Annotated in this window: 9 protein-coding genes; all 9 read right to left on the reverse strand. The window is 73.9% G+C overall.

Annotated elements, in window-relative coordinates; all coding sequences use genetic code 11:
- Positions 1–8: 8 nt before the first annotated feature.
- From ACIRS4_RS29865 to ACIRS4_RS29905, 9 genes are read right to left on the reverse strand one after another with little or no spacing between them, the layout of a single operon-like run.
- Complete coding sequence (locus ACIRS4_RS29865; RefSeq protein ID WP_404201911.1) at positions 9–2141, reverse strand: hypothetical protein; 2133 nt, start codon at positions 2139–2141, stop codon at positions 9–11.
- Positions 2138–5368 carry a putative baseplate assembly protein gene (locus ACIRS4_RS29870; RefSeq protein WP_404201913.1) on the reverse strand — a complete coding sequence of 1077 codons (3231 nt, stop codon included), beginning with the start codon at positions 5366–5368 and terminating at the stop codon, positions 2138–2140. Before ACIRS4_RS29870 ends, ACIRS4_RS29865 begins: the two co-directional genes overlap by 4 nt.
- On the reverse strand, positions 5365–8595 hold the full coding sequence (locus tag ACIRS4_RS29875) for a putative baseplate assembly protein (protein WP_404201915.1): 3231 nt from the start codon (positions 8593–8595) through the stop codon (positions 5365–5367). The genes ACIRS4_RS29870 and ACIRS4_RS29875 overlap by 4 nt, the downstream gene beginning before the upstream one ends.
- Entirely contained in the window at positions 8592–8963 is a 372-nt protein-coding gene (locus ACIRS4_RS29880) for a GPW/gp25 family protein (RefSeq protein ID WP_404201917.1), read from the reverse strand. Before ACIRS4_RS29880 ends, ACIRS4_RS29875 begins: the two co-directional genes overlap by 4 nt.
- Positions 8960–9304: a hypothetical protein gene (locus tag ACIRS4_RS29885; protein WP_404201919.1), complete on the reverse strand. Its 345-nt coding sequence runs from the start codon at positions 9302–9304 to the stop codon at positions 8960–8962. Before ACIRS4_RS29885 ends, ACIRS4_RS29880 begins: the two co-directional genes overlap by 4 nt.
- A gap of 10 nt (positions 9305–9314) precedes the next feature.
- Positions 9315–9851: a phage baseplate assembly protein V gene (locus ACIRS4_RS29890; RefSeq protein WP_404201921.1), complete on the reverse strand. Its 537-nt coding sequence runs from the start codon at positions 9849–9851 to the stop codon at positions 9315–9317.
- Positions 9848–10969, reverse strand: a complete 1122-nt coding sequence (locus ACIRS4_RS29895; protein WP_404201923.1) for a hypothetical protein — start codon at positions 10967–10969, stop codon at positions 9848–9850. The genes ACIRS4_RS29890 and ACIRS4_RS29895 overlap by 4 nt, the downstream gene beginning before the upstream one ends.
- Positions 10966–11292 (reverse strand): LysM domain-containing protein, encoded by a 327-nt coding sequence (locus ACIRS4_RS29900; RefSeq protein WP_404201925.1) that lies wholly within the window; start codon positions 11290–11292, stop codon positions 10966–10968. The genes ACIRS4_RS29895 and ACIRS4_RS29900 overlap by 4 nt, the downstream gene beginning before the upstream one ends.
- 45 nt (positions 11293–11337) lie before the next feature.
- Positions 11338–11991 (reverse strand): hypothetical protein, encoded by a 654-nt coding sequence (locus ACIRS4_RS29905; protein ID WP_404201927.1) that lies wholly within the window; start codon positions 11989–11991, stop codon positions 11338–11340.
- Positions 11992–12000: the final 9 nt, after the last annotated feature.

Below are 12000 nucleotides of genomic sequence, written 5' to 3' on the forward strand. Positions count from 1 at the left end.
GCCGCCGCTCAGGTGACGAAGAACAGGCCGCTGTCGCAGCCGGCGGGTGTGTACTCGTCGAGACGGGTCCGCAGGTTGTCCTCCCGCAGCGGCTGGAACAGGTCGTGCAGTGCGCCCGGTTCCGAGCCGTCGTCCGCGCCCCGGCGGATCTCCTCGGCGCACCCGTCGGCGAGTTGAACGTACCCCGGAGTGCCGTACCGGGTGCTGGTGAAACGCAGTGCGACACGTCGCGGGTCGCCGGACTGCTCCGGTTCGCAGTGGAACCGGGAGGGGGTGCGGGAGTCCGGCGGCAGCCAGCAGAACCGCACGCAGCCGGCGCCCCGGTGGGAGACCCTGACCTCCCCGTCGAACAGTGAGTTCTCCAGCAGCTCCACGGCCCGCACCCGCACCGTCCCGATCACCGTGGTGCGACGTGCTGTGAGCACCGCGTGGGCGGCCCGGCCCTCCGGGCCGGTCAGCGCCGCCGTCCGACGGTCGGTGGCGTCCAGTACGGAGTCGGCGAGAGTGACGTGATTGGGTTCGGCCGCCGTCTCGTTGCGTCTGACGACGACGGTGCCGAGTACGGAGTGTTCGACCCGCAGCCGAGCCGGGGTGTCGACCAGCTCCAGTCCCGGCTCCTCGGGGTGCCGCGGGCAGGCCCCCTCGTCCAGGTCCCAGCCGGGCACCAGGGTGCAGTGCCGGACGACCACCTCGCCCACGGCCCCGTGCACCTGCACGCTGCGCCCGGCGACCAGCAGGCCGTCCAGCACGATCGTCGGCAGCGGCCCTTCGCCCCTGCCCGTGCCGGTGATCCGCAGGGCGTCGGGACGGTTGCCGGACCAGTCCAGCAGACGGAGCACCGGCCGCACCCCGTCGGCGGCCCGCAGCGTGAGCCGGTCGCCCTGGTCGAGGGCGACCGTGAGGATCTCCTGGTAGGCGTCGTTCCCCGTGATCTCGAAGACGGTCTCCGGCCGCCGCCCGCCCTGCCGCCGCTCACCGCGCCAGTGCTCCAGCGCCTGGGTGATCCGCCGGTACCGCTCGCCGGGCCCGATCCGGTAGACACGGGCGGCCGCGTCGGTGTCCAGCGCGCCGGGGCGCGGATACTCGCCGCCTCCCAGGTCGGCTGCGGCGCCGTGATGGTACGTGACCAGGACGCCGGTCTCCGGCGCCTCGCGAGCCGGGAAGGCGATCCGGCCGAGGACCGGATCGACGGCGACCTGACCGGACCTGGGCCGGTACGTCCACCCCGACAGGTCCGCGGCCACGATCCTGTCGAGCGGCACCGGGTCCGCCTCGGCGCCGGGCCACACGCACAGGCTCTTTCCGGGTCCGTAGTAGTCCGCGAGCCGCTCGGCGAGGGCTCGCCGTCTGATCGGCGCCGGGACGTTCATCTCGTCCGCGGTGTGACACGGGGATGGTTCGGCCACCGGCCTGGTGAACAGCGGGGTGTCGTTGCCGAGGATGCTGAAGGTGAATCGGTGGGGCGCGCGGTCGTCGCAGTAGGCCGGGGCGCGGGTGACCGCGTGGGCGAGCAGCCGCCACACGTGCAGTCCCACGCCGGGGATGCCGTATCGGCCGGCCCGGCGTGCGGATCCGGGTCGGGCCGCCTCCACGGTGCGGGCCAGTTCGTCGAACGGGCCGGAGACACGGTCGAGGACGTCCACCCTGCGCAGGTCCGGCAGCCGGCCGTGGCGCAGCCTGCGCCGGGCCCCGCGGTCGTCGGCCGGATAGCGGCGGACGGGCTGGGTGACGGCGAGCAGCCGGCGGTACTCGACGGCGCGGGCGGGCCACCCGGCCACGTCGGCGGCCAGGTCCTCCAGAAGGGCGAGGGTGCCTTTGCGGCGGCGGTTGGCGACGGTGACGGCCACCTCCCGGCGGGGGGCCGCGGCTGCCAGCCAGCGCTGCGCCTCGGCCGTACCGGCGCCGAGGGCGGCGGCCGCCCCCGGAAGCAAGCGATGGCCCACGAGGTCCCCGAGGTAGGGGACGGCCCAGTCGGCACAGGTCTCGATGAACCAGTCGGCGTAGAGCCGTTCGATGTCGGCCTCGACCAGGTCGGCCTGTTCGGCGACGACGGCGAGGAGCGCGCGCAGCCGCCCCCCGGTCTCCTCGTCTCGTCGCCGGTGGACCGCGGGCAGCAGGCCGAACAGATCGTCCGGGGTCATGGGATCCTCCGCAGGACGAGGGTCTCGGGTGTGGCGGGGTCGAGCACGGCGAGCTGCGCGGGCCGCAGCCCGCGCCGTACGACCAGCTGGGGGAAGGAATCCTTCAGCCTGCCCGCGAGCGCGCGCTGGTCGATGCCGGGGTTGAGCCGCAGGAGCCGGTCGACCGTGAGTCCGTACTGCCGGGCCACGGAGGTGAGGGTGTCCCGGTCGGCCGTGTCGTGCCGGGTGGCCCGGTTCCCCGCCGGCCGCGCCGGAACGCAGGGACGGGCGGCGGTGAGGGTGCCGGCGAGCCGGGTCAGGGCCGCGGTGTCGATGTCGTCGGGGACGCCCGTGAACAGGTCCACGTCCACATGGTCGACGCCGGGCACGGACTGGGCGACGCGGTAGGCCGTGCTGAGGTGGGCGGGGGCGGCGAGTTCGGCGCTCGCGAACCCGAGGGCGTCGTACAGTGCGGCGCGGACGGCGGGAGCGACCGACTCCCAGGTGCGGTCGGGCTGTACCCGCACCCCGGCCGCCACCATGAGCAGCACCCGCTCTCGCACGGCGACGCGCACCGGCAGGTGGGGGTCGCCGTGCTCGGCGAGCGCGGTCTGCAGGGCGGTGACCAGGGGCGAGCTCGAGCTCAGTGGGACGTCGTCGACGGCGGCGACGGTGACCAGGACGATCCGGCGGCGGCCGTCGACGACGTGCTGCGCGCTCGCCTTGCCGATGCCGGCGAAGGCACGGGCGAAGTCCTCGTGGTCGCGCAGCGAGACCAGCCGGTCGAGGGCCCGCAGGCGCAGCGGGACGCGGCTTCGGGTGTCGTCGGCGCCGTCCGCGTCGGTGCCGCCGGTCGCGGGCAGCGGGTTGGTGACGGCACTGACTCCCGGGGGCCTGCTGACCACTTGGTTGACCTGTCCGGCGGGCACGTTGCCCGCGCTGCCGGAGCCGATCCGGTAGCGGGCGACCACGTTCTCCGTGCCGGTGGGCAGCCGACTGCCGTGCCGGCCGTCGCCGAACTCCACGGCGGCGGCGCCGTCCGCGCCGGTGCGCAGTCGGTATCCGGCGTCGGTGGGGCCCAGTTCGGTGAGGTCGTCGGCCCGCTGCCACATCAGGTCGGCGACCCGGACGGTCAGGGCGTCGGCCGCGCCGTCGGGCGTGGCCGCGGGCAGGCAGGTGAGCGGGCCCTGGCGCAGCGGGAAGGTCTGCCGGGCCTGGCCCGCGTCGCCGCTGCCGAGGACCTCGGTGCGGGTCTCGCCCACGGTGGCGGGGGTGACGTTGCCGTGCACGACGACGGTGTCGCGGCGGTAGTGGTAGGCGAGCCGGGTCGTCAGGAGGAGCGTGGTGCGGGCCCGCTCGCCGGGGCGCCGAGGGTGGGCCTGGCTTACACCGCCCAGCATGACCAGCTCGGTTCCGCGTACGCCGTCGACGAACGGCACGTCGGTGCGCTCACCCGTGATCACCAGCCACTGGCCGGGTCTCAGCCCCTCGTACGCGGCGTCCAGTTCGATCTCCCCGCCGGCTACGTCGTCCCGGAGCGGGGCGTCGGTCACCGGGAGGGCTTCGCCGGCCGCCCACACTGTGGTGTCGCGCCGGCCGTCGTCGGTGAAGTACTTCGGCGGCAGGGGCGTCTCCAGTCGCAGCTGGGTCGACTTGACGGCCAGGTTGCGGCCCATGGCGGCGGGCTGGCGAACCTCTTGGACCTGGCGGACGAGCGGGTCCTTGCCGCCGCGTTCCACGACGATCCAGCTGTGCGCGACGATGGTGTCGTAGACGCCGTCGAGGGTGAGCTGGCGGCCTTGGGGGGCGAGCCCGTTGTTGCGCTCAGGGCGGTCGACGTCGATCAGCCGCGCTCCCCTGGTGCCCCGCTCGCGGAAGACGGCGCCGGCGGGAGCGGCGCGGACGCGCAGCCACTGCACCTCCAGGAAGGCTTCGGGTGCCGCGACAGAGACGGAGTTCAGCGCGCGGTAGAGCCCTCCCGCGAGCCGGGGGCGGGCGGCGGCGAGCAGTCGGGGCAGGGCGTCCGAGTCGGGGGCGAACAGGTCGGCGACGCCGGGCGGCCTCACCCGGGGGCGGGCAGGCGGGCGGGACGCGGCGCCGGCCAGCGCGTCCACGGCGGGTGCGAGCCCGACGAGCGCCGGGGGGTGTTCGGCCGGCGCGGCGGACCGTGTCGTGGGGGCGCTGACCACCATGCCCGGATCGGCGAGCCGCGGCACGCCCGTCGCGGCGGCGACCGCGTCCGACACGGCCCGGCCGCGCCGGACGACTGTTCTGAGCCAGTCGGCGACGGCGGTGTCGCCTGTGGCGCGGGCGACGGCCAGGTGTTCGCCGAGCCGCCTGAGCGGGTCGGCGATCCGTGTGACGTACTCGCCGATCCGCGGCTGCATACCGGTGGCGGCGAGCGGCTCCAGCACCCGGGTCCTGATGTCGTCGGCGGTCACGCCGGGCGGAGTCTGGAGCACGGCGGCTCGGACACCGCTGCTCAGCCGAGCCATGGCATCCGCATACCGCTGTTCCCCGTTGGGGGAGGCGAAGTACACCACGGTGCGTCCCCGTGCGGGGTCGGGGCGGGCCTCCCAGACGGTGCGCACCCTGGCGTCCTCGGGCGTCGAGAAGCGGAACAGCAGGCGATCGCCCGGCCGGATCGAGGGGTGCATGCCCGTCAGTTCGAGTTCGCGCAGGCCCAGGACACGGTCCGGGGTGAGGGCGAGCGGTGCCGTGCGGCGGACCGGGAGCTCGTTCCACTCGGCGCGCGCGGTGAGGTCCTCGGAGGTCTCGAAGGTCTGCGGCAACCCTCCCTGCGGCGGGGCGCTCTTGACCTGCGAACCGGCCGGGATCGTCGCGCCGGTGCCCGGGTCCAGGGTGTAGGCGAGGTAGGTGGCGGCCGCGAGTGCGGGCCGGGGGCGGTGCCCGACGAGCCTGCCCAGCCGGGTCAGCGAGTCCTGTTCCGTCGCGGTGCGCAGATACCCCTCGTCGGCGATGCGCTCCTGGTAGAAGGTCAGGACGTCGGCGATGACGGCCCAGCCGTCGAGCAGGGCGATCGAGAAGTCGTCCGGCTCGCGGGTGGTCAGCGGGGCCAGTTCGCGGCGGTCGTGGTCCGAGAGCCTGGCCAGCATCGAGTCCAGGAACTGGCGGTGGGTGCCGATGCGGCGGTCCAGTGCGGGCAGACCGGGGCGGTTCCAGACCGCGACCGGGGTGGTGGACCGGGTGCCGGCACAGCAGCCGCGACGGCGGGGCGAGCCGCTCATCTTCCTCCTGTCACAGTGACGGTCAGCCGTCCGTTCTCGGGGCGCGCCGGGTCGTCGTCGAGCCGGGCGATCTCCAGCGGCCGCAGCCGCAGGACCCCGGAGGGCGGCACCGCCTCCACGGTGACCGGGGTGGCCGCTGTGGGAGCGGGGGTGGACGACCCGTGCAGCCGGCGCAGGCAGGTCACCTCGACGTGCCGGACGCCGGGGACGGCCGCCGCGGCGGCGACCAACCGGCTCACCCGCACCGGGGTTCCGAAGGTCAGCTCGTCAGGGTCGAAGAAGCCCCGTCGGCCCCCCGGGAGGGGGCCGGGCCGCAGTTCGCGCTGCACGTCCCGCCGTACGTGTCCGCCGATGTGGTGGGGTTCGGCGGTGACGGCGAGGGCGACTTCGAGGGGCACGTGCACGGCCGGGCCGGTGACCACGTCGTGCCCGATGCGGCGGAAGCGGTGCAGCTCCTGCCGGACCTCCGTCAGCAGCCGGTGCGGGACGTCGGCGCCGGCCAGGGCGTCCACCGCGACGTCCGCCTCGTACCAGCTGCCGGTCCAGCGCAGGGCGGCGGCGGCCCGCTGCACTCCGGGGTGCAGGCCCGCGAGCGTGGCGTAGTCCGCGGCCGTGACGGCGCGGCGCAGGCGGCGGAAGGGCTCGCGGGGGGCGGCGAGCCGTACCGCGGAGACCGGTTCGGGGTCGGCGCCGCCGGTGGCGGGCAGTGGATTGCGCACCAGGGTGATGGCCGACAGGTCTGCCGCCGGGCCGGGCGAGTCGGCGGAGACGAGGCAGATCGTACCGGCGCCGACGTTGCCGGCCTCGCCGTTGCCGATCCGGTACTCGGCCACCAGTGCGCTGCCGGTGGGCGGTTCGGCTCCGGCGCCACCCGAGCCGAACCGGAGGGTGAGCATGCCGTCGTCGTCGCTCTCGCCGACCAGGTGGCGGTCGCGCGGGCCGCTGGCCAGGAGGTCCCGGCGGGGGACCCACGGCTCCTCGGACCGGTCCGGGCGGCCGGCGTGACCGTCTTCGTGAGTGCGGTGCGTGTGGCGCGTGTGGTGGGCGCGGGCAGCGTCGGCCGAGGTGTTGCGGTGCGGTCGGTCGATCTGCTCTCTCCGCGCTGTGTGAGATGTGCGCGTCTCCCGGGCCTGCCGGGCTCGCAGGTCTTGCCGGGCCTTCCGGCCATGGTCCCCCGACTGTTCCTCGACCGACGGCCCGCCCCCCTCTTCCGGCACGTCCACCGCCACGGACGCGTCCACCCCGGCGGGCGCGACGGGCTTTTCCGGCGCGACGGATTCGTCCGGTGGGACGGTTTCGTCCTCGGCGGTCCCGCGCGGCCAGACCCGCAGGGCGGGCAGCGCCTCGCGGGGGTCGGGGAGCAGTGCCTCGCGTGCCGGACCGTGCAGGGCGTGGTTGTCGGGGGCGATCAGGCGCCAAGCTCCCTCGCCCCAGGTGTGGTCGAGCTCCCAGCCGGTGTCCGCCTCCTGGAGCACGTACCCCGAACGGGCCTGCCGCGCCAGGGCGTCGATGCGCCGGAGCTTGCCTTCGAGGAGGTGGTCGAAGCGGGAGAGCAGAGTGTCCAGCGCCGCGCCCGGGTGATCGTCGAGACGGACCCGGTCCAGGACGTGGGGCCCGAACAGCGTCCGCAGGAAGGCGCGGTCGGTTTCCCCCGGCCCGGTCCCCTGCCCGCGGAGTTCTCGCAGCCGGTCCCGGGCCGCTTCGGGCAGGCGTTCCACCCGCCGGGCCTGCGCGGCGGCGATGTCGGCGGGACGGGGGTAGGCCGCGGTCCGGGTGATGTGGCTGCCCCGCAGGGTGTGGGACCGGCGTCCCACGGGCGGCGGCAGCTCTTCGCGGCTGCGGCCGGCCCATGTGCTGGAGAGGCCGTGCTCGACGAGCACGGTGTTGCCTCGGACGACTCCGACTTCGAGGTCCTTGCCCGCCGGGCCGCGGACGCTCACGCAGAAGGGGAAGGTCAGCGCGTCCTCGGCGGCCCAGGCGATGTCGAGGACGGGGGTGCCGGAGAGCGTGTCGACCGTCGGGCTGACCTCGGTCAACCGGACCGCCTGCCGGTGCGAGGGGAGGGCGTCAGCCGGTGATCCGGTGCCCGCGCCCAGCACTTCCTCGAAGACGAGGACGTCGCCGGGGAGGAGCCGCAGCACGCGCTGCGGGGGCCCCTTCTCCGTTCCCGTGTCGCGCAGGGTGGCCGTGGTCGTGCCCGCGGGCAGGCAGCATTCGGAATCCTCCCACGTCCACAGGGAGATCCTGTTGTGGGCAGGGCGCAAGGTGATGTCCCGGTGGTGCACGGGTTGGAAGACGGGCCACCGCATGGCGTCGACCTCCGCCGCTGGCAGGACCGGTTCGAGCGGGCAGGCGGACGGGCCGGAGGGCAGCACGGTGAAGGCCAGGCGCCCGCCCGGCAGGGTGACCTCCTCGTTCGTCTCCAGGCAGACGAACGTGCGGGAGGCGCAGCCGTCGTGCATGGGGTAGTCGACCAGCCGGGCGTGGCGGCGGACGGAGGTGCGCAGCCGGGCGGTGTCGAGGTATGCCTCGGTCGCGACGGCGTCCTGCTGGTAGCTCAGCCGGTCGCCGACGTGCGCGAGCAGCTCGACCAGGGTGATGCCCAGGTCGGCGGCGTGCCGTTCGGTCCATCCGGGCAGGGTCAGGGAGAGCCGTTCGAGCAGCAGGCGCCTAAAGCTCGGGAAGTCCTTGGCCAGGTAGTCGATGACGGGCGCCGGCCCGGGCGGCTCCGGGAAGGGTTCGCCCTCGGGCGCGCAGTCCAGACCCGCCGGGGCGGGCCGGAAGCTGAACTCCCGGGTGTCATGGCGTGAGTCGAATCCCGGGGCCAGGGCGTGCAGTCGGTAGACGGATGTGTCGCCGCACCGGTCCAGGGTCAGCCGGAGGCAACAGCGGTCGCCGTCCGGGTCGTCGTGCTCGGCGACGGCCACGACCCGGATGCCTGTGACGCGCCGACCGCCCTCGACGGCGAAGTCGTGCCGGTCGAGACCGGTGGGCGGCGTGCCGAAGAACGTGACGGTCAGTGTGCGCCGATCGGCCTCGACCGAGACGTCCTCGATGCCGGCCAGGCCGTGTTCGCGGACCGCTTCGCGTCTCCGCTCGCTCTCGCATCCCAGCGTCGAGGCCCCGGGCCCGCCCCTGGACGGCGGGCCGTACGAGGCGCTGTAGGCGGTGGCGTACGAGGTGCCCTGTGCGGTCTCCTTCGCCGGCCGGTCTGCAGCTCCGGTCATCGCGCGGTCCCTCCGTCGATCCGGACGCTTCGTCGCTCGCCGGTGGCGAGGAGCCGGTAGGCGACGAACACGTTCAACGCGGACTCCTCCACGGTCACTTCGAGGGCCTCGACGGCCAGCAGGTCGCCGAGCCAGCGCTGCAGGGCGGCCTGGGCAGTCATCTCGACGGTGGCGGCCACCTCCCGCCCGGCCGGCCCGAAGACCAGGTCGAGCAGCCCGCAGCCGAAGTCGGGCCGGCGCACGCGTTCGCCCGGAGTGGTGAACAGCACCTGTTCCACCAGGTTCCGCACGTGCTCGGGGTGTCCGGTGACGGCGGTCCTGCCGCGCGCGTCGATGCGGTAGGGGAAGTCGACGTTCACGGCGCTCACATCCCCCACACCCGGATCTGGGCGGCCTGCACGATGGGGGGCGCGGGCGGGGCGGACGTACTGAGCCCGGCGCCGGGGGACGGCGGCGGAGTGGGCTGCAGCAGCGCCGGCAGCCCGTTCACGAGCACCCGTGCGGACACGCTCAGCCACTTGATCGCCGTGCAGGGCGGGGGGCCGGTCCCGGTCAGCGCGCATCCGGTGACCAGGAAGGTGTCCGCGGTCGTGGCGACCGGTTGGGCCATGACCAGCACCCGCTGCTGGACGGGCGTCGGGATGTTCACCAGCCCGGGTGGATGGGCGCAGGTCATCGTGGCTCCGAAGTGGAACAGCAGCCCGGTCATCGCGTACTCCTCACTGCACCATCAGGGCGCCGTCGTTGACGATGACCTGCTTGCCCATGAGCCTGATGCTGGCCAGCCCGGGGCCGCAGGACAGCTCGATGCCCTTTTCGTCGATCTTGATGAACGGCCCGGCGGGGCCGTGGAGCTGGAGGGTGATGCCGCCCAGCGGCGCGCTCTGGTCGCTGATCACCAGGGCGTTCTGGCCCGGAGTCGCCAGCACGATCTGCGGGATCCCGGGGGCGGTGGTCCTGGCGGCCGGAGGGACCTCGGCCGGACCGCCGCGCCAGAAGCCCAGCCACACGGGCCGCCCGAGATCTCCCCCCAGGAACTTCACCCACACCCCGGAGTTGACCGTCGGCACGACGTACATCCCGTAGCCCGCGCCGGCGAGCGGCGAGAGGGACTCCGCCCAGAACCCGGGAGCGTCGCCGAGCACTTCGGGCACGCGCAACAACAGCCGACCGCTCTGGGTCGGGTCCACGTTGGAGACGACGACGCCCTGGTAGAGGCCATCCCACCGCTTCGTGGCGGGTGCGGGCACGGTCATGGGATCACCACCGGTGTGTTGGAGACGAGTCCGTCCCGGCTGAGCGTGAAGCTCTGCTTGTACTCCCCGCGCCGGATGTCGTGGGTGACACTGCGCACGTAATACACGCCGTCGTACGCGAGCCCGGCGCCGCGGACGCCGACCAGGTTCCGGGCGCTGAGCACGTGGCCGTAGCGCAGCACATCGAGCTTGCCGCTGCCGGTGACCGCGTCCGCGGAGGCGGAGGTGCGGCTGAGTCCGAGCAGCAGCGCCTCGGGGATCGTGCGGCCGGTCAGGTCGGGCACGGGCTCCTCGCGCATGGCGAGGGCCGGCCGTAGGGCGAGGGGCGGGCGCAGCAGGCTGACGTCCGGCACCGGCACGTTGAACGTGATCTTACTGTTGGGTTCGGTGAGCGGGATCGTGTACTGGGTCCGGCTGAGCCCGTCGTAACCGAGGGTGAGCGACTCGACGTTGGTCGCGGCCCCCGAGTCGACGGTGAGCGCGGGCTGAAGGATTCCGGCCCGCACCTCGGGGCCCCAGTAGGCGATGCTCACGCCGGGGGCGGGCCCCGGTTCGAGGAAGAAGACGTAGCCGACGTCGGTCGCCATGTCCCGGAGGTACCTGAGGTCGGTGGACGACTGGGCGGGGATGTCGATCGTGGGGTCCGGGATGTTGCTGATCACCGTGGGCACGGCGACCGGGACGACGCCGTACTGCGCGTAGGGGGCGCACACGGCCAGCGCCCGCAGATGGCACGGCATGCCGGGGTAACTGCGCTGGACGTGCCGCAGGTCCATCAGGAGGGTGAGGTCCTCGCCGGTCAGCGTGAGCTCCGAAGTGCCGGGCGAGGTACCAGGGTTGATCTCCTGCCGGGTGACCACGCCGTCCATCAGCACGTGAGGGACGCCGGCGACGACCGCGACCACGATCACCCTGGTCTTCGGGTCGAGGGCCCCCGAGGGCAGCAGCACCTGCGTCACCGGGGAGCGCTTGGCGACGGCGAAGGTCAGCTGGAAGCCGCCGGCCGCGCCGCTGGAACTGGTGACCTGGACGGACTGGAGCGCGTCCAGCAGCACTGCCGGGGCGGGCACGGCGATCACCTTGCCCATGAGCAGCATCAGTCGCAGGTTCGCGCTCATGACGGGGCGGCTCCGGCGGCCGTGATGCCGGGCAGCCCGGCGGGGAGGGTGATGCGCAGGCGGCGGCCCGGGGTCGCGGTGAGGTCGTCGGGCCGTACCACCCGGTGGGCGTCGGCGATCCGCCAGTCCTGGTCGGGGTCGCCGAAGTGCCGGGCGGCGATCATGTCCAGCCGGTCGCCGCCCACCACGACATGCACGCCCAGCGGCGCGAGCTCGTCCGGCTGCGGCAGGAAGCGACGCCGGACGTAGCTGACGGTTCGTCCGTCGGGCGCCGTCCAGGTCGCGGTGGCGATGCCGTGGTAGCGGCTGGTGGGTTCGAACATCCGCTGCCTTCCTCGGGTTTGTCCAGGTCGTGTCCGGGGCGAAAGTCACAGGGCGGTCAGACCCAGCACCTCCGGCCCTCCGTTGCCGGCGAGGGCGGCGAGCCGTTCCTTGGTCTGCTGGTAGCGCAGGTAGAGGACGCCCGCCTTGTGCTCGAAGCCGACGTCGTCGACGGTGAGGGTGCGCATGGTGAGCCCGACCTTGGCCCGGATCGGGTTGAGTTCGCCGTCGTACGCCTCTTCGGTGACGGTGAAGTCGGTGACGCGCACGGGAACCACCCGCCGGGTGCCGAGCACGAGCACGGTCAGCGGCGCCTCCATCGGAGCGATCTCGATCATCCCGGACGAGGCGAGGCTCTCTTCTTCGAGCAACTGCGCGCTGGACGGGTACACGGCGCTCTCCAGCGCCGCCAGCGCTCCGAGCAGCCCGGTCCGCCCCGCCTCCGTGGACCGGCACCCCGTCGGCTCGAGCTGGTCGGCCGCGTCGAACTCGGCGTCGAGCTTGAACGTCTCCTTCGGCGGCCCCTTGAGCCGCAACGCCTCCAGTCGCGCCCCCGCCTCGTCACCCACGCCCTGTGCGGTGAGCGTCCTGGTCACCGAGTCCGGGTTGTACTGGAACGGCACGACGCGCAGCACCCGCCCCTGTTCGGGGTCGAGGAACACGATGCCGCCGCGCAGCGCGGCGGGTCCGGAAGGGGGCATCAGGCAGTC

The sequence above is a fragment of the Streptomyces sp. NPDC101166 genome, from assembly GCF_044768125.1.
Classification (GTDB): Bacteria; Actinomycetota; Actinomycetes; order Streptomycetales; family Streptomycetaceae; genus Streptomyces.

What these genes read in the sequence shown, in the direction of transcription:
- ACIRS4_RS29865 (WP_404201911.1), bottom strand. Translation starts at nt 2,141, where the DNA reads ATGACCCCGGACGATCTGTTCGGCCTGCTGCCCGCGGTCCACCGGCGA.
- ACIRS4_RS29870 (WP_404201913.1), bottom strand. Translation starts at nt 5,368, where the DNA reads ATGAGCGGCTCGCCCCGCCGTCGCGGCTGCTGTGCCGGCACCCGGTCC.
- ACIRS4_RS29875 (WP_404201915.1), bottom strand. Translation starts at nt 8,595, where the DNA reads ATGACCGGAGCTGCAGACCGGCCGGCGAAGGAGACCGCACAGGGCACC.
- ACIRS4_RS29885 (WP_404201919.1), bottom strand. Translation starts at nt 9,304, where the DNA reads ATGACCGGGCTGCTGTTCCACTTCGGAGCCACGATGACCTGCGCCCAT.
- ACIRS4_RS29890 (WP_404201921.1), bottom strand. Translation starts at nt 9,851, where the DNA reads ATGACCGTGCCCGCACCCGCCACGAAGCGGTGGGATGGCCTCTACCAG.
- ACIRS4_RS29895 (WP_404201923.1), bottom strand. Translation starts at nt 10,969, where the DNA reads ATGAGCGCGAACCTGCGACTGATGCTGCTCATGGGCAAGGTGATCGCC.
- ACIRS4_RS29900 (WP_404201925.1), bottom strand. Translation starts at nt 11,292, where the DNA reads ATGTTCGAACCCACCAGCCGCTACCACGGCATCGCCACCGCGACCTGG.
- ACIRS4_RS29905 (WP_404201927.1), bottom strand. Translation starts at nt 11,991, where the DNA reads ATGCCCCCTTCCGGACCCGCCGCGCTGCGCGGCGGCATCGTGTTCCTC.